This is a genomic window from Euryarchaeota archaeon (assembly GCA_016207515.1).
Taxonomy (GTDB): Archaea; Thermoplasmatota; SW-10-69-26; order JACQPN01; family JACQPN01; genus JACQPN01.
In genome coordinates this window covers 30,755-52,571 of record JACQPN010000009.1, presented here as the reverse complement: position 1 = coordinate 52,571, position 21,817 = coordinate 30,755, and the positions used below count along the sequence as shown (strand labels likewise).

Here is a 21,817-nt window from a genome sequence, read left to right as displayed (position 1 = left end):
TAATATCGGGCGTGCCCAATGGTCTCGCTCGCGCTTCGGAACCTGATGGTTGAGCGTGGCCGAGTGGCGGCCAGCGTGGTCGGCGTGGCCATCTCGGTGACGCTTGTGCTTCTTCTCGTCGGGATGTACCACGGCTTCGAACGGGCAAGTACAGCATACATCGACCAGGCGGGAGCGGATGTATGGGTCGCCCAACGCGGTTCCATAGACATGTTCCACTCCGTGTCATTGCTTCCGGATTCCGTTCCGGGCGAGATCGAGAAGGTCGGCGGCGTGGGCTCTGCGTCGCCGCTCGTCGCCCGGACATTCCACGCGCATATCGCGGGAGTCGAACGCGACCTGTACGTGATCGGGTTTGACGTCTCGACCGGCGTGGGGGGACCACGGGCGGTCGTCCAGGGCAGCGCCGCGGTATCCGACAACGACATCATAATAGCGACCACCCTCGCGCAAGAGAGCGGCATTTCACTCGGTTCGATCATCCGCCTCGCCGACCGCGACTTCACGGTCGTCGGCATAACGGAGATCCGGGCCGCATCGGTGTGGTCTTACGCATTCATCGATTTCGCCACCGCGAGGGACGCTTTCAAGATGGCAGGGTCGGCGAACTACGTCCTGGTAAGAACAAATGGTGAAGCGGCGCCGGACGACGTCGCGCGCGAGATAGAGAAGACCGCGCCGGGCACGACGGCAATCGCCTCGGACGATTTCGCGGCGGCCAACGGGCGGACCGTGAGGGAGTTGTTCGTGCCCATCCTCCTCGTGGTCGGAGTCGTCGGTTTCCTCATCGGGCTCGCAGTGATCTTCGTTTCTACTTGGAGCGGCGTCATGGAACACCTCCCCGAGTACGCGGTCTTGAAGGCGCTCGGTGCGTCGCCGCGCATGCTTGGATCCACCGTCGTGACGCAATCGGCCGCAACCGCTCTCATGGGATTCGTCGTTGGCGTCCCCGTCTACCTCATGGCGGCGGCCGCCCTTGAGGGGGCCGTGCCACGGATAGGCATCGCTACAGATTGGTCGGAGGTGGCGGGCGCGTTCGTGGCCTTAGTCGCGACAGCGGCGCTCGCAGCCTACCTCCCGATCAAGCGCATCGAGAAGCTTGACCCGGCGCGCGTCTTCAGAGGTGGGTGGTGAAGTGGACCACAATGTGGTGTTGCGCCTAGAGGGCGTCTGGAAGACCTTCGGCACGCACGCTGAACGCCTTCTCGCTGTCAAGGGGGCCTCCCTCGAGATCCATCGCGGCGAGGTGGCCATGATACTGGGTCCATCTGGCTCCGGCAAGACCACACTGCTCTCGATAATGGGCCTTCTGCTCTACGCCGATGCCGGTGAAGTGTACCTCACGGGGCGGGAGGTGGCAGAACTTCCGGAGACGAAGCGGTCCGCCATAAGACGAAGACGCATCGGGTTCGTGTTCCAGGACTTCAAGCTCCTCCCCTCCATGACGGCGGTCGAGAACGTTGAGATTGCGGCCCAGATCCGTGGACTCGATGGCTCCGATGCAAGGCAGCGGGCGAAGGCGATCTTGACTGAAGTCGGGCTCGGAGCACGCCTTCACTTCCTCCCGAACGCCATGAGCCCAGCGGAAAAACAGCGCGTCGCGATCGCACGGGCACTCGTGAACGACCCGCCGGTCATCCTCGCCGACGAGCCGACCGGCGACCTCGACGCGGACTCCGGTGCCGAAACCATGGCTCTCCTCCGACACTTCGCGAGGATGCGTGGTTGCGCCGTCGTCATCGCAACTCACGACCAGCGGATCCGTGAGTACGCGGACGTGATCTACAACATGGAGGACGGACGTCTTAGCGGCCCCATGCCAGGCCAACGCGCCCCCACCCCGCCGGGAAGAGGCGTCGGCCGGGCGCTCGCGTGACTGGAAACCCTCTCCTCTACCGTCGCCTCCCCGCCGTGACGCCCGTAGATGAACGTTAGGAGTCATGTTAATGATGACCGTCGCTCTAACCAAGATCTATGCCTCGTACGACCGAGTCGCGCGGCCGGATCGGGATTTCCCGACCACCGAGCTGTTCCAATTGTGAACATTTCGACGAGGGGGCGATCTGGTGCGGCATCGGCCAGGACGCGGAAGCCGCGCATTTCCTGATGGACGAGGCGCGCGCCGAAATCGCGCGCGCGGAACGCCGCCTCGACGTCATCGCGTCCCATCTGCCGGATCGCCGGTTGGCGATGGCCCGCGATGACCTCCACTCACTCGCGCATCGCCTTCGCGACATGCACGACGACATCAGGCGGGCCTGGGAAGGCAGCGGAGCAGGGAAAGCGCCCTAGTGCCCCGAGCCGGCGCCCGTCGACGTCCCGGAGAAGACTTCCCGGTCCTCATCTCCCGTCACCACGAGGTGGCCCGCAGCACCCCGGTCGATCGCATGCGTCAGCCAATGGTCGACGAGTAGGTAAGTGCCCGGGACCTCGACTTTGAACTCCACGATCGTCGCTCCACCGGCCGGGACCAGGGTCGTTTGCACGTTCGCGACCGGGGGTGTGCCGCCTTCCGGATAGATCCGATCGAATATCTCGCCGATCACGTGGAAGCTTGATGGGACGAAGCCCCCCACTCCGAAATAGATACGGACCGTTTCGTTCACATTCGCTTTGAGGGCGCCCGACCCGGTGAGGGCCCCCACCATCCCGTTCATCAGGAAGTATTCCGGCTCTTCGTCAAGGAGCTTTGACAGTGAAAAACCCTGGAAGCCCTTGGCGCCAAGCGCGCCATCGGTGTAGAACTCGCCCTGGACGACGTAGAATTCTCTATCCACGGGTGGAAGGCCCCCGTCAGGCTCGACTAGGATCAACCCGTACATCCCGTTCGCCACGTGGCTCGGAATATGCGCCGAGGCGCAGTGGTAGACGTAGAGTCCCGGGTTCAAGGCTTTGAAAGTGAATGAGGCCGATGCGCCCGGACTCAATTGGGTGACCGCCGCGCCTCCTCCCGGCCCGGTCACCGCGTGGAGATCGATGCTGTGTGGCATCGTGCTATCCGCCGAATTCTTGAGTGTGAGCTCGACGGTGTCGTTGACGCCGATCCTGAGCATCGGACCCGGGACGGTCCCGTTGAAGGTCCAGAACGTGTAACCCACGCCGTCCGCGAGTTTGCCGTCGACCTCTCGCGTCTCCAAAGCAAGATGCACCACCCCGTCCGCGCCGGCACGGGCGCGCGCCGGCGCGATCGGCGACGGTACGACCGTGGTGGCAGGAACGGCCTTGCCTGACGAGCTGGAAGACCCCGTGCTTGCCGAGGCCGAATGCGAAACGATGATGCTACCGACCATTCCCCGCCACACGCCGGTGGAGTTCTTGCCGGCGTGCGGGATGCAGAAATACTGGAAAGTACCCGTCTTCGTGAAAGTGAAGGACCACGACTGGCCGGTGGTGAGCCATTTTCCGACGTCGTCGCCGCTGCCATCGCTGCCCCAGAGCGCCCGGTCGGTCGGCGTCACGGTGTGTTGCACTGCATCGTGGTTCGTAAAAACGACCATGGTCCCTGGGGCCACAGTCAGGTTCTCGGGGGTGAACTTGAGATCTATCATCTCGACATGGGCGGTCCCGCCGCCCCCGGACTTACCGGAGTCCCCGTCGGTCGGCTGCTGACCGATACAGCCGCTCACTGACACGGCAAGCAATACTACTGAGATGCTCCAAACGGATCCGTTGAAACGCAATCTGGTGTTCATTCTGTAGTCCACCGACCAATAGGGCCAGCGTCATGGCATATAAACAGTTACCGACTGACCAAGTTGATAATCAAGACTGAGAATCGGCATGGCTCATGCGCTCCGCCGATCACCATCAATGAGATCGGCCGGCGCGAGGGTCCCCACTCGAGGCGGCCACCGCAAGCGCTCCGCCAGCAATGCTTGCGACGCCGCCGAGCATGAAACCGCCCATTCCGAGGAAGCTCAAAGCGCCCATGGCGATGATTAGGACGCCCCAGAACGAAGCGGCCTCTGGTTGCCTCGTGGTCTGCATTCCTGCATAGACCACGGCCATGCCAGTGGCAAGACTCCAGCCCATCACCCATAGCGCCATCCGCTCGGCAGCGGCTGCCCCACCGTAGTATCCCATCATGCCCATCATTCCGCCGACCCCGAATCCGGCCATGGGGGCGACGTAGGACATCGTCGCCATGGCGAATCCTCCGGCGAGGATGAGGGCGCCGCCGACCACCGACAGCGCGAAACTCCAGCGGATCATGTTGGCTCTCTCTGTCATCAACGATTCACTCCATAAGGAGTCGGGCGTCGAGTGACGATAAGGACCACCGCGAATATCGAAGCTGAGAATACGAGTCTGAACGCGCCGGGCCCTGCCAGGCGCATCACTCGCCTGCACGGCCCTTACGGTGAGGAAGCGGGAATCCGATCCAAACGACACGGGACAGGGTGATGGGCTCTCAAGACCTTCCACGGCGTCCTCCATGCCGCGCTCACCCGTACATCGGCGATTCGCTTTCCTTTTGGGACAGATCCTGGAGGATGCCCGTTGCTTGGGCGCGGATGGCGCCGACGGCCGCTTCGACCCGGCGGATATCACCGGTCAACCTCGCCATGTCAAGGTGCAAGCCAGGGACGAAATGCGGCAAGGCGTTTGCAAGCGACACGACGCCGCGCGCGTCGTCAAGGGGTTCGCGCACCTCCGAATAAAGGGCCACGACATCGACGCCCTGGAACCGTGCCTCGAGAAGAAGGACCGCGCCGATGCCTCCGACGACGCCCGTGTCGAACTCAGCAAGGTCGGCATCAAGGGCCGCCGAACGGGTCTCCTTCGACGTGGCGACGAACAGGACGCGGGGTGGGCCCATGTTAGGGGTCGACTGCGCGGTCATCCCGTCCACCACGACGATCCTTTGGATCTTCTTCGAGGCCGCCCAGTCAAGGATGCCGCGCCCGATGGACCGCCAGAGGAGGAACGGTGGCTCAAAATCGGATCGGAGCACCGCGACGCGCGCGCGGGGGTCGGCGTGGATCCTCATGGGGCAACGCGGCTTTCCGCCCCGCAACGAGGCGATCGGAGGGAACGCGTCGGAGTCGACGCCGGCGACCTGGTCCATGGCGTGCTGTTCGAGAAGAAAATCCGTGAGGAGAACCCCTGCGTCCCCAACGTGCGGGATGCTTACGATGAGCGTGCCGCCGTCAAGCCGCGTGGTTTTGTAATCCCGGACGCGGACGATCGCCCGGGGAGTCCGCCCGTGAACGTCTGTCGTCATGCTGTCGCCTCGAGGTAGGCCGCGGGGCGAGCGCCAAAGCGCGTGCGGCAGGATTCTGAACAGAAATAATAGGTCTTGGCCTCAATGTGGCTCGCCAGCGTGGACTCGGAGGCCGGCAAGAGCATGCCGCAGACGGGGTCGCGGGCAACGGGGACGCCGTTCATGCCGCGCCTCTTTCCCTTTTTTCTCGCCTATGCCGCTCGCCGTGGCCGCCGCTTTTTGCCCAATCGTGCGGGTCCGTCATGATCCTTAGCTCCTCGGATAGCGTCTCGCCTGAAAGGACGCGGCCGGCTCTTTGATCCGCCATCGCGATGGCCTCATCTGCGATCCTCCGATGCCTTTCCTCTTCCCGTGCCAGGTCATGGAACAGGCGGGCGACGCGAACGTCGCGGACGTTGTCGGCCTGTCGGATGTAGAAATCGCGGGCCGCCGTCTCCACATCGCGGATGTCGAGGAGCGCGGCCCTCATCACGTCGACGCGGTCGGCCGGGTCTATCCGCGCGTTGAGACGTTCCATCTCCTTGACGATCCTCTCCCTATGACGATCATCGGGGGCGCTCAGGGCAGAAAGCTTGGACCTGATCATTTCGTCGTCGACGAACCGTGCCGCCAGTTCGATGATGAACTGTTCGAACGCGGTCTCATAGAGTTCTGCCAGTTTCAGTAGCCGGATATCATTGAGGTCGGATCTCAACGGGATGCCTCCTTGACGATGAGGATTGACGTGTTGGACTCGTGGGAGACGCGATCGCTCACGCTTCCTGCGACGAGGGTCTTCAACGGCGACAGGCCCCGGGAGCCAAGGATCACAAGATCCGATTCTTCGAGTCTTGCGCGTTCGATGATGCGTTCGGCCGCGTGCCCGGATTCGATGTCGAATGTCATCTTCCTCTCGTTCCAGACCGGGTCCAGGCCCTCGAAGGCCGCTTCGAAGGCCTTTCGTCCGGTTTCGGGCGGCCCGTAAAGGAGCATGTCGGCCACGTGAAGAACCGTCATTGAAGCGTCAAACGCGCGTCGAAGCCGCATCCCAAGGGCCGCGGCCCTCTTGCTTGCCCGCGAGCCGTCGGTCGCCACGAGGATGCGTTCGGGCGGCGGATAGCCCTTCGCGATGAGGACGCTTGCCCGCACATGGTTCTTCACCCCGTCAGCGACGCTTCCAAGAAGGAGGCGGCCCACAGCGCCTCGTCCGTGGGATCCGACGACGACGAGGTCGACACGTTCATTCTTGGCGAGCCGGACGATTTCTGCGACCGGGTGCCCTGACGAAAAGAGTGGAGTGCCCGTGACCCCGTGTCTTGAAAGGACTCCAAGCGCGTTATCCACAGTGCCTTGCCCTCGCTTTGACAGTTCTTGGAGCAGCGACGCCGACTCGCCAAGACCGTAACCGAAATCGATGGGGGCCGAGGGCACGGCCGACGGGAGCACGTGCGCGACAAGGACCTTCGAACCGAACGCGCCGGCAAGAGCTGGGGTCCAGGCTATCGCCTTCTGCGACCCCTCGAATTCGTCGATCGCCAACAGAATCTTCCGGAGCGCGAGTGGCGCCGCCTTTCGCCCGGCGGGAGCCTGGTCGCGCATGCGTGTCAATCCTTCGATCGCCGCTCCCACTTCGGCCGATTCATCACGATCGACGCGCGGCATCGGCGCTCCTCCGTCGGATCACTAGATCGCAGCTTGGGTCGCCTTTCGCGACGGTGTGCGTGAAGGTGGCGTCAAGGATCTCAGGCCCTGCCGCGCCTTTGATCAGGATCTCTTGCGTCAGCTTGCACATGTCGCAGATCCTGGGATCAAGACGCGCCTCGGGCTCGAGCGGACAGATCGTGCTTCGGACCTTTACGACGGTTCCGCTGTCCGTGAGGACGGTGTCCCTCTTCCAGGCCGGGAGAGCTCCCTCAAGCACGTGGCGTTTGAAGGAGTCGAAATCCCACTGGGTGACACCATACACGGCGGCGAGCATGCCGAGGATCTCCTCCCCGATGGCCGTCGCGCCCAACGCCGCGCCCAAATGCCGTGGTTCTCCGGCGACGAACGGTGGGAGAAAGCGGCCATCGAGGTATTCCTGGAGTATCTGTGCCGCGACGCGGTTGCGACGCATGGTCTCCGCCGCGCCCGTCTCCGTCTCGCCCGTCTCCACATCGGTCAACGTGGCACTTCCTGGACCCGTGCGTCGTCGTGATCCTTCGTCGAAGGCAGGCTTGCGCCCGGGCGCTCGTCACTGCGACGCCTGCTCATCTGCTCGACCTTGTCGACGAAGAAGGCGACGAGGAGGAGAACCACGAGGAGCGGGATCGCGAACCAGAACCACATGAGTCCCATGACGGTGCCCCAACCGCCCGCCGAGAAGGTCCCCAACGCAATCGCCGTCGCGAGGAGGATGAAACCTGCCGTAATCGCGACCACCGTGCCCGTGATGCCGTTCGTCCGCGTCTTCTTGACGCTCATACGTCCACCAACGTCGCGTCGGCGCAGGAATCCGCGATGCAAACGGCGTACTTTCCGGGGGGTGGCGGCACGGCGGTTCCCCACATGTGGTCGATGGCGAAGCCCAACCGGCCATCCATGCCCATCCGTGGATGCAGGGGGATGCTGATCGAACTTTGCGGCTCTATCGGTCGCGCGAATCCGCTGTCGCCCCACATCATGGGCCATGCGATCTCGCCGATGGCGCCTGGTCCGGAGATCCGTACCTCGGACCCGCCTGGTCCGACTTGGGCAGGAGCGTTCCCCCGGTTATGGACGTTCAGTATGAGGTGAGGAATCGGGTCGTCTCCCCAAGGTTGCCACGCGGCCGTGACGCGAAGATCAGCCGCACGCGTCGGCTCGACCGTGACGCACCCCGCAAATGGGACGAACGCCAGAGAGACGAGGATCACGATGGTCCGCCCTCTCAAGGTCCCACCCCGGTCTTGCCTTGGCCCGGATGGATGATCACCAGGAGCAGGTACACGGCTACGCCGACGCCCGCATAGACCCATGCGAACTGCCCGAAGAGCCCCGAACCCACGGGAGCGGCCAGGGAACCTGTCAAGGCAGCGAAGAGAAGAAGCATCGTGAGGCCGGCGAACGTCCAAGCCAGTATCGTGCGCGCGTCTTTGTCCATGACACCACGACTATGTCGTGCGATTCCTTCGCGGAACCCGGTCCCGCACTCACATGTACAAGCTCGCCGTCAACCTCACCTTATAAAGGAACGCTGTTTCACGGACGTGATTCTCATGGAAGAGAATCGGCTTCATACCGATTCGCCTCGCTCCCGGCGGGTCCTCGACATCCGCCGAAGCCTCAACCCACCACGAAGACGCCGATCATCCCCATGTCGGCGTGGCTCACGACGTGGCAGTGGAATAGCCACACTCCCGGTTCCGTGGGCGTCACGAGGAACCGTCCCGCGCCGCCGGGCACGAGCTGTAGCACGTTGGCCGTCACGATCTTTTGGGGGTCGTCGTCGCGGACCATGTTCATGCCGTGGAGGTGGAAGCTGTGGATCTGGTCCCCGATGTTCACCACGTTGAACCTGACGGTCTCGCCTATCTTGCCGTTGAAGGCGGGGACGGTCTTGCCGAATTGTGCGACCACTCCGTCGATCCCCTTCTCTGCGAAGATCTTCTCCAACGTGTGCTCCCCGCCGGGAATCCCCTTCCCATTCATGATGAAGAAGGGCCTGTTGTCCCCGTCCACCTTGCTGCCGATCTCCGCCATGAACACGACTTCGTCACGTACCTGCGGCTCATCGGGAGACTTCACGATTATCGCGCCGTACAGGCCCTGCGCTATGTGTTGGCTGATCATCATGTCGCCGTCGGCGCTGTGGCAGTGGTAGTAGTAGAGCCCTGGCAGCGTGGGTCGGTATTCGTAAGTGTATTCGCCGCCCGGAGGGATCATCGCGCCGGCGCCCACGCCCGTGATCGTATTGATCTGGCTCCCGTCCATCTCGAGGGGGTAGGGAGAGACGTGGGTGTGGAAGCTATGGGTAAGAGTGTGCTTGTTGTGGACCGTCACTCGGAGCGTTTCACCGACCATCACCTCTAGCATGGGACCGGGGACGCTGCCGTTGAACGTCCAAGCGTGCCAGACCGTGCCTTCGCCGACCTCGATGTCGGTGGCGACCATGTCGAGGGAGTAGGAACGGATCTTGGCGGCCCCTTGGGCGGACGCGCCGCCGAAGGGCGGGGCGAAGTCGGTGTCCGTGATCGCGTAAGTGATCGCGCCGCCGGCGATGGCGGAAATGAGGACCAGAATCATTGTCGATGCGGAAATCTGCCTAGAGGATTGGATGATCGGGCCCTTGGGGTCTGACGTGGTATCACCGTCCGAAACTCCCTCGGCCATGACTTATCAACGTTGACGCTTCTCAGTTGTGATTACCGGGCATGAGAATCTCCAAGGAGTGGCCGGAATCGCCAAGTCAGGCAAAGGGTCTCCCGGTCCCGGACCCCTCGCGTCGCGACCTCGTAAGGCAAATGCTCGAAGGTGGGTATTTACGTCTCGACGAGCGGCAAGACCCACGCGTCGACCGCCTCGGCGCCGCCGGGGTACCTTGCGGCGTGCCGTCTACACGTTCCCCGTCGTTCTCCTGATTACGAGCTCGCAGGACTCCCCATCACGATGGATCTTCGTAAACCGTACATCCACAATCTGGCGTCTTGCCATGTCCTTTACGATGGACTCGTGCACGATCTGACACATCGCGCAGACACGGGGATCGGCCTCCACCTCGAGAAGGAGCGGGCACCGGGCGCTCTGGATGGTCAGGGTGTCGGGCTCTTCCTTCACGGTCGATTCTCCTTTCCAGGCAGGCAGGGCGCCCTCCGCGATATGTTCCTTGAACTTTTCGTAATCCCACTTGTTGACGCCGTAGACCTTTGAGAGGATCCAAAGGAGATCCGGGGTCACGCGGTTTGCCCCCGCCATCGCGGCGAGCCCCCGAGGCTCTTCGGGCATGTAGGCGGGCAGGAAACTCCCGGAAAGGTAGTGTCCAAGCATCCTGGCGGCGAGAGCGTTCATCTCTTGCTCGCCGATCTCGGCGGTCTCAATGGCGCGTTTCGTCATGATCCAACCGCGAAGCCGACCACGGTCGTCGAAGGGGTGATGTCCGCATCTCCGCCCCCGGCCATCGGTGACTCCTATGACCCGACTTTCACGCAACGTATATATGGGTCCGACGGTTCCGTCGCCTGATTCTCACTCACGAGAAGAGCGAGCTCAGCGCATCTCCAGACAGCGTGCGGCCACGTGCCGTCACTTCTTGTCCGGGGATCCGGGCCCGGTCGGTGCGCGCACCGGCTGCTTCTCGCATCCGACAATCACGTCTATCGCTTATACGGGGGCGCGTAGTATACTTCATGGCAGACCCTCACATGTCAGGCGAAAACTCGTTCGTCATGGTTCTTGAGATGGAGACTCCCCGGGGCGCATGGTGCCGCGACGTTCACGCGTCCCACCCCGACACGAAGGTCAGGATCGCGTCCTGCTTCCCGCGCGGTGACGGCTCTTTCATGGAGGTCGTGAGCCTGACCGGACCCGGGTGGGAGGCGGCGCTTCATCGGGTCCTTGGTGACGCTACCCTGGAGCCAGAGATAGTCGAGCGTTCCCAAGAGGGTGCCGTCGTCAGGTTGATCGTCCGGGAGTGCGCGTTCCCGAAGGCCGTCCGCGAGAGCGGCGCCCTGCCCCGGTTCCCATTCGAGGTGAAGGATGGACGCGACAGGTGGCTCCTTATCTCCACGAGGGAACGGGCACAGACTTTCTTGGGCGCGCTCCGGCAGTTGGGAAACGGGGTGAAGGTCCTCTACGCCGGACGCCGGCGGGACAACGGTGGCCTGACGTCGCGCCAGCGTGAGATCCTGGGCTCTGCGGTCAACGCCGGTTATTACGAGTTCCCCCGTAAGGTCAGTCTCTCCGACATGGCCGACAGGCTCGGCGTCTCCAAGTCGAGCCTCTCCGAGACGCTGATGTTGATCGAGAAGAAGGTCGTCGCGAAGTACTTGGAGGGGACGTGACCGATATGGCCCCGTCCGTCCTCCAAGGACGCAGGCCGTCCGCGTAGTCCAAAGGCCCCTTACCAGTCCGGCCCAAAGGAGATGCCCACGCAAAGGGATTTATCTCCATGGAGCCCACCGTCGAGATCACCGCCGGCGCCATGGAACTCATCCATAAGGTATCCGCTGATCGTGGACAGACCGCTTCGCCCCGGCTCCGGCTTGTCGTTGTGGGATCGGGCTGCATGGGCGGGCGGGGTCACCACTATGCACTGAGCCTTGCGCGCGAGGCGATTCCCGGTGAGCATGTTCTCCACTCGGGCGGCATCGAGGTCCGCATAGACAAGGAGAGCATCGTGAAACTCGGACGCGTCCGCCTCGACCGCGTCGATACAACGGGCAACCCGTTCTTACGCGTCGTGAACTCCAAGGCCACCGGGAAATGCCCGTGTGGGGTCCATGACCTGTTCGAGTGATCTCCCGAAGTGCATCGCCATGCTCGATAAGCGCCGAACCACACCATGTGCCTGCCCATCGGAGCGCGATGGAGACGCGAGGGGATCGCCCCGCGAGTGGGGGCGGGTCACGCAGCCCGTCGCCCACAGATCGTTACGCGCCCCCCTTCCACGCTACGGACCGTTCCAGGGATCCGGCCGGGTGCAATGAGATGGCGGCATCCACGGTCGCCGCGCTTCCCGGCGGTCGCGGGCTTTTCGAGGTCAGGTTCCACGGCCGCGGCGGGCAAGGCACCGTCGTCGCCTCCATCCTTCTCGCACAAGCAGCCTTCCTTGAGGGCCGCGGTGTGCAGGCCTTCCCGTTCTTCGGCGTCGAACGTCGCGGCGCTCCCGTCCTGGCGCACACGCGTATCGGCGAGGGCGCCGTCAGGCTCGCGTGCGCGGTGGACCGGCCCGACGCTGTTGTGGTCATGGACCCATCGCTTGTCGGCGGCCTCGGTCGCAGGCTCCTCGACGGGGTCCGGGACGGCGGAGTCATCCTCTTGAACTCCCGCCGGCCGCCCCCGGCCGCCATGATCTCTTCTGACGCCCTGCGCGTCCACGCCGTCGACGCGTCGTCGATCGCCGTCGGTCATGGCTTGGGCTCCCCGTCCAACCCGATAGTGAACACGGCCATCCTCGGGGCGCTCGCCAAGGCGACCGGGATCGTAAGCATCGAATCCCTCGAACGTTCGATCAGGTACAAGGCCCCTGCGAGGATCGAGGAGAACGTGGCCGCGGCCCACGAAGCCTACGAATCGTTGGTGGTCGCTTGACCACGGAGCTCGCAGGACGCCGGTTATGGGGACCAGAGGCATGGGTCTCCACCCGTGCGGGCCCCGGCGCGAGATCCTGGCGGGCACGCCGTCCGGCACTCGACCTCGCGAAATGCACAGGCTGCTTGATTTGTTGGAAGTTCTGCCCCGAGCCGGCGATCCTGCGGTCCGGTGAGAAGGTCGCGATCGATCTTGCCTCGTGCAAGGGTTGCGGCGTCTGCGCAGTCGAATGTCCCGTGCATGCGATCGCGATGGTCGACGAGGAGGGCCCCTGATGGTGCGGGAGCTACTCTCGGGAAACCAGGCGGTCGCCGAGGCTGTCAGGCTCGCAAGGGCCCAAGTCATCGCCGCCTACCCCATCACCCCCCAGACGACCATCATAGAACGGCTCGCGGAACTCGTCGGATCCGGGGAGCTCGAGGCCGACTACATCACCGTGGAGAGCGAGCATTCGGCCATGGCGGCCTGTGTGGCCGCATCCCTTGCGGGCGCTAGGACTTTCACGGCGACTTCAAGCCAGGGGCTTCTCCTCATGCACGAACTCCTCCATTGGACATCGGGTCAACGCACGCCCGTCGTCATGGCCAACGTCAATCGCGCGGTCGCCCCGCCGTGGAACATCTGGGCGGACCACAGCGATTCCATGGCCCAGAGAGACACGGGATGGATACAGATGTACGCCGAGACCAACCAGGAGGCGCTCGACGCGACCCTCTTCGCCTACCGAGTGGCCGAGGACCGGTCGGTCATGCTTCCCGCGATGGTCATGGAAGACGCGTTCCTCCTGTCGCACACCTACATGCCCGTGGAGGTCCCGGAAGCCTCGGACGTGGATGCGTACTTGCCCGCGTACGATCCGCCGCGCCGACTCGAACCCGGAGAGATGCAACTGTTCGGGTCGTTTTCGCCACCGGATCTCGCGTACATGGAGTTCCGCCGCGACATCGCGAGGGCGATGGAGGACGCGCACGCGAAGATGGCGGAGGCGGCAAAGCGGTTCGAGCGCGTGTTCGGGCGCAGGTTCCCCGGCCCCCTTGAGGAATACAGGACAGACGGCGCCGACGTCGTCCTCATCGCATCTGGGTCGATCGCCGCCACCGCCCGAGATGCGGTGGACGAGTTGAGGCGGTCTGGCCTCAAGGCGGGGCTTGTCAGGCTGTTCGTGTTCCGGCCGTTCCCCACCGACGAGATACGCCGGATCGCAGAGCGCTTCCCATTGATCGGGGTCGTGGACCGCGCCTACTCGTCAGGCTCGGGCGGACCCTTGGCCACCGAGTCCAAAGCGGCCATCATGGGCATGCGAGACCCGCCCCGCGTCGAATCCTTCATCGCCGGGCTTGGAGGGCGCGACGTACGCCCCGAGGATCTCGTGGCGATCGTGCGCCGTATGGTGAAGGGAGGCGGCGATCACGAGCAGTGGGTCGGATTGAAGGGGGTGACTTGACGGACAAGATGACGCTGCCCCCGACAGAACTCGTCGAGCCCGGGCACGTCGCCTGCCAGGGTTGCGGTGCAGCGCTGTCGATGAGACTGCTTTTGAAAGGCCTGGGTCCGAACGCGATGCTCGTCGTGCCCGCGTGCTGCTGGGCCGTGATACCGGGGTCCATGCCGGGGACGTGCCTCGGAGTCCCCACGGTGTTCTCGCCCTTCGAGGCGACCGCCGCCATGGCTTCGGGGGTGAAGGCAGCACTCAGGAGGCGCGGGCGTGAGGACGTGCACGTTGTCGGTTTCGCGGGCGACGGAGGGACTGCGGACATCGGTATCCAGGCGCTCTCTGGCGCCGCCGAACGGGGCGAGGACATCATATACGTCTGCTACGACAACGAGGCGTACATGAACACCGGCATCCAACGGTCGGGCGCCACGCCGCCGGGTGCGTGGACGAACACGACGGTCGGGCAGCTCCAGAAGACCACGATGAAAAAAGACATGCCGGCGATCATGGCCGCGCACGGGATACCGTACGTGGCGACGCTCAACCCGAGTTTCCCAGAGGACTTCGTCGCCAAGGCCCAGAAGGCGGCCCGCATCAGGGGCATGCGTTACCTCCACATCCTTGCTGATTGTCCCACGGGCTGGAAGCACGACCCGTCGCTCATGGTGAAGGTCGGCCGGCTCGCGACGCAGTCGAACGTCTGGCCCCTCTACGAAGTGGAGGACGGTAGGTGGCGCCTCACCAGGGTACCGCAAAAGCCGGTCCCTGTGCCCGAATACCTTAGGGAACAGGGCCGGTTCTCGGACCTTTCGCCCGAGGCGGTCGCGAGCATCCAGGCGGCGGTCGACATGAAGTGGGAGGAATTGAAGCGCCGCGCGGCGGCCGTTCGGGAGGTTCCCCGGTCCGATGCGATCGCGGAGGTCCGAAGATGACAACTTGGAATCCGATCATGTGCTACAAGGGCGACAGGGTATGCGACGGCTCGTGCGGACTGCTCGTCGGGGGAGTTATCTGCGCAGAACTACTCTCACGACGGGACGACGGCCCCAGGCCATAGACGCGGCCGTGGACCTGTTTTCCTTGGTCGACAGTGGCACCGGAGGAAGACGAGAACCGGCGGCTGCCACCCGGGTGCCACCCGAGTAGGACCTTTGCATCATGAACCACCACTCCGGGCATCCTGGCCCCGCGCGCGCTGACGGGTTCGTGCGCTCTCGCGGTAGCTCCGGGGGCACGCAAGACCTCGATGCAGCGGCCCTGCCGGTCGGATTGTCGGGCGAATCTCGACTTCCCGGTGCGGCGGCGATCCTAAAAGCGGTGGACCCTACACGTCCGGCGAAAGCGACAAATACCAGATTTAGGTGCACCGAAATCTTCATCCCCGTGGCGTCTGTTTTCGCTATCGGGAAATTTCGGCTCGCCTAAATTAGATGTGGCGTAAGGGCGTGCGGACGATCCCGGGTGAAATCCGATGGAATTCGTGGCTGAAGCGGCTCTCATCGCGTTGAGGGAAGGACTCGAGGCGCTGCTCATCATAGGAATATTGTTGGGCCTTGTTCGTAAGATGGGAAGATCCGACGCGACGAGACACGTGTGGACGGGCTTCGTGGCGGGGTGTGCCGCGGCTCTGGTCCTCGGCGTTCTCGCGCAGACGGCGCTTCTAGGCTTCTACGCAACCGGAGGAGCCGAGATCTTCGAGCTGCTGGCGGCCTTCGTCGCCGTGGTGATACTGACCTACATGGTGTTCTGGATGTGGGACCATACGCGGGAGCTCATGTCCACGATGCGCGCCAAGGTCGAAGCGGCCCTCACGGCCGGCGCCCTCGCGACGATCGCGATGCTCGCCTTCTGGTCGGTCCTTCGCGAGGGCGTAGAGGTCGTGCTCTTCTACTCCGTGTTGTGGTCGCGCTACCCAGCGTCCGACCTGTTGCTCTCGGGCGCCGTCGGCTTTCTCGCAAGCGCGGCCATCGTCGCCTCCATCCTATCCAGAACGCGGAAGGTCAATCTCCGGGCGTTCTTCGGCATCACGGGTGGACTCCTCGTACTCGTTGCCGGAGGGCTACTCGTGCATTCCCTCGCCGCGCTCACGGTCCTCGGCGTCATTCCAGCCGCGCCGGCGATCTGGGACACTTCGGGTCTCGTGGCCGACGAGAGCGCCATAGGTCACGTCCTCCACGCGCTCACCGGATACACGGAGGCGCCGACCCTACTACAAATGGTCGTCTACTCCGGTTATGTCCTCGGTTTCGGCGGCGCATACCTCTGGGGTCTCGGGCTCTTCCACACACCATCGACCTCAGGGCGCGTCGTATCGAAGCCGCGCATCGCCGCATTCCTCGTCGCGGTATCGGTCGTGGTCGCGGCCGTGAGCGCGGGGGCGGCGAATCCTACGGATCGGCTGGCCGAACACTCGCCCTCTGAGGAGGAAAAGGAAGGGGCGATCGGGAACCATTCCCACGCCCCGGCCGTGGACCAATCCCACGCCCTCTCGGCGTTGGCCGCGGCCCCCATGCCGCCTTCGCCGGGTATGCATCCCTGACGGGTCAGGTGAAACATCGATTGTCAGCGCGCCCCGTACGCCCTTGTGAACGATTCGAAAACATCTCACAGGATCCGTCTCCGGGACGACCACCCCGATCCTCTGACCCCGCCCATCTCGAAGGAACTGGAATCGGAATCCGTCCTTTATGAAACGAACGCGGGAGTCGCCCGCGTGACCCTCAACAGGCCCTCCGCCTACAATTCCTACACGACCTCCACGCTCCACGATCTCGCCCGTGCCGTCGAGGCGGCCTCGATCGATGATTCCGTCGGGGTCATCGTGCTCACGGGGCAAGGCACGCGCGCGTTCTGCACAGGGGGCGACGTGAAGGAATACGCCGACCGCTACGTCCGCCGGCCGCGCGACTACTGGAAGTACATGGCGCTCTTCAGGCGAGCCGTCGAATCGCTGTTACGCTGCGGTAAACCGACGATCGCGCGACTGAACGGGATGGCCGTCGGCGGGGGAAACGAACTCCATCTCGCCTGCGACCTTTCCGTAGCCGCCGAACACGCCTACCTCGGCCAGGTGGGCGTCGGTGTCGGCTCCGTCGCCTGCGGCGGTGCCACGCAGTGGCTCCCCCTGGCGGTCGGCGACCGTCGCGCCCGCTCGATGCTCCTCTTGAACGAGAAGGTCCCCGCCCGAAGGGCCGAGCAATGGGGTCTGGTCTCCCGTGTCGTTCCCTCAGTCCGGTTCGCAGGCGCGCTCGTCGAGGACCCCGCGCCAGAAGCGGTCGCCAAGGCGCAACGCGGAGAGGATGGCTATTCGATGGATCTTGCGCCGCTCGACGCCGCCGTCGCCGAGATGTCGGACCGGTTGCTCCAGATGTTTCCCGAATGCCTTCGGTACACCAAGGAGCAGACCAATTTCTGGAAGGAGCTCGCCTGGAGTTCCACGGTCGGCCACGGCCGTGAATGGCTGACCCTGCACTTTGCGACCCATGAGCCGTACGAAGGCATGACGGCTTTCTCGGACAAGCGGCCGCCGGGCGTCGCAGAGATCAGGCGGAGGATGGCGGCCGGCGACTCCACCGAATTCACCCATGGTCCACCGGTCAAGAAGTGCGGTTCCTGTGGCGCCTCGGGTCTTCCCGAGGATTTCACCTTCTGCGGAAACTGCGGAGAACAAGTATGACAAGGGGCGCAGATTCCGGCGCCTTTCTCGGCTCCGCGCGCGAGCTTCAGAAGCAGATGGTCGACCGCTACTACTCGAGCCTCCAGCCGGGCAACGAGAGGAAGCCCGTCGCCTACATGCTCGTCGGGGGGAACCTCGCGGAGATCGTCCGCGCCTTTGGTTACGAGGTCGTTTTCCCGGAGATAGTGGCGCTTACCTGTGCCATAAAGCACACGTCGCTCGACTATATCCTCAAAGCGGAGGCGATGGGCTATGGTCTCGACGTCTGCGGATACGTGAAGAACGATCTCGGCCTCCAGGAATCAGGGGGAGAGACGGTATTCGGGAAGATCCCCCCACCCGACCTCCTCGTTTGCAGTTTCTCGGGTTGCTACGTCTACGTGAAGTGGTGGGAGGCACTCGCCGAGAAATACGGGGTCCCGCTCGTCACCTTCGATGTCCCATACATGCGTGGCCCGACGCCGCTCAAGGAAGACATGGCGTACATGGTCGCACAGCTGGAGGAGTTCATCTCGAAACTAGAGAAGATCACCGGACGCTCTTTGGACCGGCAGGAACTCCGCCGGATACTCGCGCGCTCGCGCGCCGCCGAGGAGGGCTGGGTCCGGTTCCTGCAGCGCGGCCGCGAGCGCCCATCGCCGATCGAGGCATACTTCGAGGCGGTCTTCTACATGTTCCCGATCAACGTGCTCCGCGGGACGCAGGAGGCGGTCGACTTCTACGAGGCGGTCAACCGCGACGTCGACCGGCGCATCGCGGAACGGCAGTATCCGGTCCCGACGGAGAAAGTGCGTCTCGTGGTCGAAGGCGTCCCGCCCTATCCCCACTACCGGACGTTCTGGGACTTCTTCAAGTCGTGGGGGGCCGTCAGCGTCGCCGCTACTTACCCGAAGGTCGGGGGGCTTTTCGATCGGGGGTTCCTGCACGATCCCGCCCGACCCCTCGAATCCATCGCCGAATACAGCCTCGGTGCCTATGTCAACCAGTCGTGGCCGTTGAGACGGGCGATAATCGCGGACTACGTGAAGGAGTACGAGGCGGACGCCGTCCTCATCCACGGGATAAAGTCGTGCCGCTCGTTCACGGCGGGGCAGGGGGACCTCAGGGATTACGTCTCGCGCGAGCTTGGCGTCCCGACCCTCTACATAGAGTCGGACCATCAGGATCCACGGTACTTCGCGCCGGCCCAAGTGAAGAACAGGATGGACGCCTTCTTCGAATCGCTCGAGCATCGACGCGCCGTTTCCCACGCGGCGGGGGTGGTCTGACTTGGCGACGGTGGCAGGCGTGGACCTCGGGTCCACCACCGCGAAGAGCGTAGTGATGGTGGGAGGGAAGGTGCGTGGGAAGTCGCTCGCTCCGGTCGGGGTCAACATAGTGCAGGATGCTGAGCGATCCCTGGAACTCGCGCTCCAGGATGCCGGCATACCTCGCGAGCGCGTGGAGATCGTCGCGGGCACGGGGTACGGGCGCTTCAAGGTCCACTTCGGCCAGTTCGTCGTCACGGAGATATCGTGTCATGCGAAGGGGGCGCACCATCTCTTCCCCAAGACGCGGCTCGTCTTGGACATCGGCGGCCAGGACACGAAGGCGATCCGGATCAACGAACGGGGAGAGGTGGTCGACTTCTCCATGAACGACAAGTGCGCCGCGGGAACCGGTCGTTTCCTCGACGTCTGCGCAAACGCACTCGGTTATGACGTGGCGGACATAGGCGCTCTCTCGCTCACCGCCAAGGCGCCGATGAGGATAACGAGCACGTGCACCGTCTTCGCCGAATCGGAGGTCACGTCGTACCTTTCCCGCGGCAAGAGGCCCGAGGACATCATCGCGGGCGTCCACGCTTCAATAGCGAACCGCAGCATCTCGCTGCTCCAGCGTGCCGGCATCGAGCCTGAGGTCACTTTCACGGGTGGCGTTTCGAGGAACGAGGGGATGGTGCGGGAGCTTGGGAACCGTTTGAAGTTGCCCATAAACGTGAGCCCCACGTCGCAGTACGTCGGGGCCGTCGGCGCCGCGCTTTTCGCGACCGAAAGAGTGGAGGCGGGACCCCGTTGATAACTCTCGGCCTTGATATCGGGGCAGGGACCACCAAGGCCGCCCTGGTGGAGGAGGGTCGCAAGGTCTTGGCCACGAGCATCGTCCCGACAAAGGGGGACTTGGGGCTTGCAGGACGCTCGGCCCGCGACCTGGTGATGCAGGATGCGAACGTGTTGCCGGGCGAGTTGGACTACGTATGCACGACGGGCTTCGGCCGTTACGCCTTCCAGGAGCGGGACCTCCAAGTGAGCGACATCACCTCATCGGCGCGGGGAGCCTTCTTCCTCGCAGCGGGGACGCGACACGTCGTTGACATAGGGACGCAATCGTCGCGCGCAATAGCCGTGAACGACAGGGGCCGCGTCGTCCGGTTCAAGATGAACGAGAAGTGCGCGGCGGGTGCCGGTCGCTTCGTGGACCGATGCTCCAAGTACCTCCAGATCCCCCTTGCCGAAATGGGACCGAAGGCTCTCGTGTCCGAGAACCCCCGCACGATATCGAGCGTGTGCGCCGTCCTCGCAGAGACGGAGATAATAAACTACGTGGCCGAGGAGGCTCCACTCGCAGACATCCTCATGGGCGTGTTCCTGTCATTGAGCCAGCGTGCGCACGCGCTCATGCGTAATGTCGGGATAGAGCCTGAGGTCGTGCTCGTCGGCGGCATGGTGCACAATCCAGGACTCGTTTCGGCGCTCAGAAAAGTCACTTCGCTCGACGTCAGGTCGACCGCGTCGGGCCACCACGCGGCCGCCATCGGCTGCGCGGTGCTCGGTCACGCCCGGCTTCTCAAGACCGGAGGGCCACGCAAGATCCGTGGCTCTCGTGCCCCGCTTCCCGGTTCCGTGCCTGCATCCACTACTGGGGTGACGTCGTGACGCGCGCGAAATCGGGCAAGAAGAGGCCGAAGGGGGTGACCGGATCGAGGGGCGATCCGACCGACGCGACGCAAAGTGTCGCCAAGAGCGGGGAGGCCGCCCGTCCCCAGATCCCCGACGCCGAGGAGCGCGCACTACGTTATTCGAGCGACTTCCATGAATTCACCGGGGCGAGGTCGATCGAAGGGCTCGTCGCGATTTCGCGCGAGGCTCTAGCCGATACCAACTTTCCGACGGTGGAGGCGTGGACCCGTTCCAACGGCAAGGCCGTCGGCTGTTTCCCCGTGTACACCCCGCAGGAGATCATCCATTCGATGGGGATGCTTCCCGTTTCCATCCGTGGAGGTGGCGAAGCCCTCGAGATATCACACGCGGACGCGGCGCTAGGTTCCTTCCTATGCTCGATAAGCAAGTCGACCTTGGAGCTCGCACAGACGGGAAGGATGCGCGATTTCTCGGCTTTCGTCTTCCCGTACATTTGCGACGTGAGCCGCAATCTTGAGGGGATCTTTTCGAGGCAGCTGCCAGACACACAGACCCACATGCTGCATCTACCGCAGAACTTCGAGTCGCCGGCGACGACGGACTTCCTCGTCGCAGAGTACCGTCGCCTCATCCAAAGACTCGCCGCGGCGGGAGGACGGCCCTTCGATGAGACGAGGCTTTCACAATCCATAGAGGTCTTCAACGAGCATCGCGAACTCGTCACCGAACTCGCCCTTCTCAAACGAAAGGAGCCTTGGAGGCTCACCCTTGCAGAGCACTACCTCATCCAGAGGCTCGGCGACGTGCTGCCTCGCGAGGTCCACATCCAGATCCTGAAGAATGCGTTGGGTTGGATCAGGTCGAGGGAGTGTCGCAGGCGAGACGCGGTACCGACCCTTGTAGTCGGGCCATTTTGCGAGCAACCCCCGCTCGACCTCCTGGAACTCGTCGAGGAGGTGGGCTTCTACGTCGTCGGGGACGAGTTCCACATGCAGCCCCGTTGGCATGCGCGCGTCGAGCCGAAGGGCGACCCGCTCCGCAACCTCGCGGCCGCCTACGTCGACACGCCGCTCGACATCAGCGTCCGCAGGACGCCCACAACGAAGGAACAAGCGATCCTGTCACGCCTCGAGGCAACGGGAGCGGAGTCGGTCATTTTCCTGTCAGCGAAGTTCTGCGAGCCCGCGTTGGAGGACGTCGTGCTATACAGACGGGGGCTCGACAGGAAAGGAATACCGTCGTTGCAACTAGAATTCGAGGAGCGTTCCTCGGGTTATGAGCAGTCGCGGCTTGCGCTCGAGACTTTCACGGAATCCATAATGTTCGACTGAAGGCGA

27 protein-coding genes are annotated in these 21,817 nt (G+C 63.8%); 15 read left to right on the top strand and 12 right to left on the bottom strand.

The window, feature by feature from the left end:
- The first annotated feature begins 63 nt into the window (after positions 1 to 63).
- The 3 genes from HY556_04085 to HY556_04075 all read left to right on the top strand — a co-directional run bounded on the left by HY556_04085 (position 64) and on the right by HY556_04075 (position 2,292).
- Complete coding sequence (locus HY556_04085; GenBank protein ID MBI4392967.1) at positions 64 to 1,134, top strand: ABC transporter permease; 1,071 nt, start codon at positions 64 to 66, stop codon at positions 1,132 to 1,134.
- A gap of 1 nt (position 1,135) precedes the next feature.
- Positions 1,136 to 1,876 (top strand): ABC transporter ATP-binding protein, encoded by a 741-nt coding sequence (locus HY556_04080; GenBank protein MBI4392966.1) that lies wholly within the window; start codon positions 1,136 to 1,138, stop codon positions 1,874 to 1,876.
- A gap of 98 nt (positions 1,877 to 1,974) precedes the next feature.
- Complete coding sequence (locus HY556_04075) at positions 1,975 to 2,292, top strand: hypothetical protein (protein ID MBI4392965.1); 318 nt, start codon at positions 1,975 to 1,977, stop codon at positions 2,290 to 2,292.
- Here HY556_04075 and nirK read toward each other — a convergent pair.
- The 12 genes from nirK to HY556_04015 all read right to left on the bottom strand — a co-directional run bounded on the left by nirK (position 2,289) and on the right by HY556_04015 (position 10,273).
- Positions 2,289 to 3,704 carry a nitrite reductase, copper-containing gene (gene nirK, locus HY556_04070; protein ID MBI4392964.1) on the bottom strand — a complete coding sequence of 472 codons (1,416 nt, stop codon included), beginning with the start codon at positions 3,702 to 3,704 and terminating at the stop codon, positions 2,289 to 2,291. The genes HY556_04075 and nirK overlap by 4 nt on opposite strands.
- Positions 3,705 to 3,807: 103 nt before the next feature.
- Positions 3,808 to 4,230 (bottom strand): hypothetical protein, encoded by a 423-nt coding sequence (locus tag HY556_04065; GenBank protein ID MBI4392963.1) that lies wholly within the window; start codon positions 4,228 to 4,230, stop codon positions 3,808 to 3,810.
- A gap of 214 nt (positions 4,231 to 4,444) precedes the next feature.
- A complete protein-coding gene (locus tag HY556_04060) occupies positions 4,445 to 5,224 on the bottom strand; it encodes a PAC2 family protein (protein ID MBI4392962.1) in 780 nt (259 codons plus the stop codon).
- A complete protein-coding gene (locus HY556_04055; protein ID MBI4392961.1) occupies positions 5,221 to 5,388 on the bottom strand; it encodes a YHS domain-containing protein in 168 nt (55 codons plus the stop codon). The genes HY556_04060 and HY556_04055 overlap by 4 nt, the downstream gene beginning before the upstream one ends.
- A complete protein-coding gene (locus tag HY556_04050; protein ID MBI4392960.1) occupies positions 5,385 to 5,918 on the bottom strand; it encodes a hypothetical protein in 534 nt (177 codons plus the stop codon). Before HY556_04050 ends, HY556_04055 begins: the two co-directional genes overlap by 4 nt.
- Positions 5,915 to 6,865 (bottom strand): universal stress protein, encoded by a 951-nt coding sequence (locus HY556_04045; protein MBI4392959.1) that lies wholly within the window; start codon positions 6,863 to 6,865, stop codon positions 5,915 to 5,917. The genes HY556_04050 and HY556_04045 overlap by 4 nt, the downstream gene beginning before the upstream one ends.
- Positions 6,846 to 7,367, bottom strand: a complete 522-nt coding sequence (locus HY556_04040; protein ID MBI4392958.1) for a hypothetical protein — start codon at positions 7,365 to 7,367, stop codon at positions 6,846 to 6,848. The genes HY556_04045 and HY556_04040 overlap by 20 nt, the downstream gene beginning before the upstream one ends.
- The gene (locus HY556_04035; protein MBI4392957.1) at positions 7,364 to 7,666 is read right to left on the bottom strand and encodes a hypothetical protein; all 303 of its coding nucleotides are present in this window, start codon (positions 7,664 to 7,666) and stop codon (positions 7,364 to 7,366) included. Before HY556_04035 ends, HY556_04040 begins: the two co-directional genes overlap by 4 nt.
- Complete coding sequence (locus tag HY556_04030; protein MBI4392956.1) at positions 7,663 to 8,115, bottom strand: hypothetical protein; 453 nt, start codon at positions 8,113 to 8,115, stop codon at positions 7,663 to 7,665. Before HY556_04030 ends, HY556_04035 begins: the two co-directional genes overlap by 4 nt.
- Entirely contained in the window at positions 8,112 to 8,324 is a 213-nt protein-coding gene (locus tag HY556_04025) for a hypothetical protein (GenBank protein MBI4392955.1), read from the bottom strand. The genes HY556_04030 and HY556_04025 overlap by 4 nt, the downstream gene beginning before the upstream one ends.
- A gap of 182 nt (positions 8,325 to 8,506) precedes the next feature.
- Positions 8,507 to 9,466: a multicopper oxidase domain-containing protein gene (locus HY556_04020; protein ID MBI4392954.1), complete on the bottom strand. Its 960-nt coding sequence runs from the start codon at positions 9,464 to 9,466 to the stop codon at positions 8,507 to 8,509.
- Between the two features lie 309 nt (positions 9,467 to 9,775).
- Positions 9,776 to 10,273 carry a hypothetical protein gene (locus tag HY556_04015; GenBank protein MBI4392953.1) on the bottom strand — a complete coding sequence of 166 codons (498 nt, stop codon included), beginning with the start codon at positions 10,271 to 10,273 and terminating at the stop codon, positions 9,776 to 9,778.
- 293 nt (positions 10,274 to 10,566) lie between these two features.
- Here HY556_04015 and HY556_04010 point away from each other — a divergent pair, with 293 nt between their 5' ends.
- The 12 genes from HY556_04010 (at position 10,567) to HY556_03955 (ending at position 21,811) form a co-directional block, all read left to right on the top strand.
- Entirely contained in the window at positions 10,567 to 11,220 is a 654-nt protein-coding gene (locus HY556_04010; protein MBI4392952.1) for a helix-turn-helix domain-containing protein, read from the top strand.
- 107 nt (positions 11,221 to 11,327) lie between these two features.
- A complete protein-coding gene (locus tag HY556_04005; GenBank protein MBI4392951.1) occupies positions 11,328 to 11,675 on the top strand; it encodes a hypothetical protein in 348 nt (115 codons plus the stop codon).
- Positions 11,676 to 11,866: 191 nt separating this feature from the next.
- The gene (locus tag HY556_04000) at positions 11,867 to 12,469 is read left to right on the top strand and encodes a 2-oxoacid:acceptor oxidoreductase family protein (GenBank protein MBI4392950.1); all 603 of its coding nucleotides are present in this window, start codon (positions 11,867 to 11,869) and stop codon (positions 12,467 to 12,469) included.
- Positions 12,466 to 12,744 carry a 4Fe-4S binding protein gene (locus HY556_03995; GenBank protein ID MBI4392949.1) on the top strand — a complete coding sequence of 93 codons (279 nt, stop codon included), beginning with the start codon at positions 12,466 to 12,468 and terminating at the stop codon, positions 12,742 to 12,744. Before HY556_04000 ends, HY556_03995 begins: the two co-directional genes overlap by 4 nt.
- A complete protein-coding gene (gene porA, locus HY556_03990) occupies positions 12,744 to 13,913 on the top strand; it encodes a pyruvate ferredoxin oxidoreductase (protein ID MBI4392948.1) in 1,170 nt (389 codons plus the stop codon). The genes HY556_03995 and porA overlap by 1 nt, the downstream gene beginning before the upstream one ends.
- Positions 13,914 to 13,921: 8 nt before the next feature.
- The gene (locus tag HY556_03985; protein MBI4392947.1) at positions 13,922 to 14,836 is read left to right on the top strand and encodes a pyruvate synthase subunit beta; all 915 of its coding nucleotides are present in this window, start codon (positions 13,922 to 13,924) and stop codon (positions 14,834 to 14,836) included.
- 539 nt (positions 14,837 to 15,375) lie between these two features.
- Positions 15,376 to 16,443: an FTR1 family protein gene (locus HY556_03980; GenBank protein ID MBI4392946.1), complete on the top strand. Its 1,068-nt coding sequence runs from the start codon at positions 15,376 to 15,378 to the stop codon at positions 16,441 to 16,443.
- Between the two features lie 45 nt (positions 16,444 to 16,488).
- Positions 16,489 to 17,580, top strand: coding sequence for an enoyl-CoA hydratase/isomerase family protein (locus HY556_03975; protein MBI4392945.1), 1,092 nt, complete (start codon positions 16,489 to 16,491; stop codon positions 17,578 to 17,580).
- Positions 17,577 to 18,848 (top strand): 2-hydroxyacyl-CoA dehydratase, encoded by a 1,272-nt coding sequence (locus HY556_03970; GenBank protein MBI4392944.1) that lies wholly within the window; start codon positions 17,577 to 17,579, stop codon positions 18,846 to 18,848. The genes HY556_03975 and HY556_03970 overlap by 4 nt, the downstream gene beginning before the upstream one ends.
- A gap of 55 nt (positions 18,849 to 18,903) precedes the next feature.
- Positions 18,904 to 19,638 carry a 2-hydroxyglutaryl-CoA dehydratase gene (locus HY556_03965; protein MBI4392943.1) on the top strand — a complete coding sequence of 245 codons (735 nt, stop codon included), beginning with the start codon at positions 18,904 to 18,906 and terminating at the stop codon, positions 19,636 to 19,638.
- Entirely contained in the window at positions 19,635 to 20,495 is an 861-nt protein-coding gene (locus HY556_03960; GenBank protein MBI4392942.1) for a hypothetical protein, read from the top strand. The genes HY556_03965 and HY556_03960 overlap by 4 nt, the downstream gene beginning before the upstream one ends.
- Positions 20,492 to 21,811, top strand: coding sequence for a 2-hydroxyacyl-CoA dehydratase (locus HY556_03955; protein MBI4392941.1), 1,320 nt, complete (start codon positions 20,492 to 20,494; stop codon positions 21,809 to 21,811). Before HY556_03960 ends, HY556_03955 begins: the two co-directional genes overlap by 4 nt.
- Positions 21,812 to 21,817 lie beyond the last annotated feature (6 nt).

Coding starts and splice junctions, on each gene's coding strand:
- HY556_04035 (MBI4392957.1), bottom strand. CDS start 7,666: ATGAGCGTCAAGAAGACGCGGACGAACGGCATCACGGGCACGGTGGTC.
- HY556_03980 (MBI4392946.1), top strand. CDS start 15,376: ATGGAATTCGTGGCTGAAGCGGCTCTCATCGCGTTGAGGGAAGGACTC.
- HY556_04005 (MBI4392951.1), top strand. CDS start 11,328: ATGGAGCCCACCGTCGAGATCACCGCCGGCGCCATGGAACTCATCCAT.
- HY556_03970 (MBI4392944.1), top strand. CDS start 17,577: ATGACAAGGGGCGCAGATTCCGGCGCCTTTCTCGGCTCCGCGCGCGAG.
- HY556_04015 (MBI4392953.1), bottom strand. CDS start 10,273: ATGACGAAACGCGCCATTGAGACCGCCGAGATCGGCGAGCAAGAGATG.
- HY556_04045 (MBI4392959.1), bottom strand. CDS start 6,865: ATGCCGCGCGTCGATCGTGATGAATCGGCCGAAGTGGGAGCGGCGATC.
- HY556_04055 (MBI4392961.1), bottom strand. CDS start 5,388: ATGAACGGCGTCCCCGTTGCCCGCGACCCCGTCTGCGGCATGCTCTTG.
- HY556_04010 (MBI4392952.1), top strand. CDS start 10,567: ATGGCAGACCCTCACATGTCAGGCGAAAACTCGTTCGTCATGGTTCTT.
- porA (MBI4392948.1), top strand. CDS start 12,744: ATGGTGCGGGAGCTACTCTCGGGAAACCAGGCGGTCGCCGAGGCTGTC.
- HY556_04020 (MBI4392954.1), bottom strand. CDS start 9,466: ATGATTCTGGTCCTCATTTCCGCCATCGCCGGCGGCGCGATCACTTAC.
- HY556_04025 (MBI4392955.1), bottom strand. CDS start 8,324: ATGGACAAAGACGCGCGCACGATACTGGCTTGGACGTTCGCCGGCCTC.
- HY556_03965 (MBI4392943.1), top strand. CDS start 18,904: ATGGTGGGAGGGAAGGTGCGTGGGAAGTCGCTCGCTCCGGTCGGGGTC.
- HY556_04060 (MBI4392962.1), bottom strand. CDS start 5,224: ATGACGACAGACGTTCACGGGCGGACTCCCCGGGCGATCGTCCGCGTC.
- HY556_04065 (MBI4392963.1), bottom strand. CDS start 4,230: ATGACAGAGAGAGCCAACATGATCCGCTGGAGTTTCGCGCTGTCGGTG.
- HY556_04075 (MBI4392965.1), top strand. CDS start 1,975: ATGCCTCGTACGACCGAGTCGCGCGGCCGGATCGGGATTTCCCGACCA.
- HY556_04000 (MBI4392950.1), top strand. CDS start 11,867: ATGGCGGCATCCACGGTCGCCGCGCTTCCCGGCGGTCGCGGGCTTTTC.
- HY556_03985 (MBI4392947.1), top strand. CDS start 13,922: ATGACGCTGCCCCCGACAGAACTCGTCGAGCCCGGGCACGTCGCCTGC.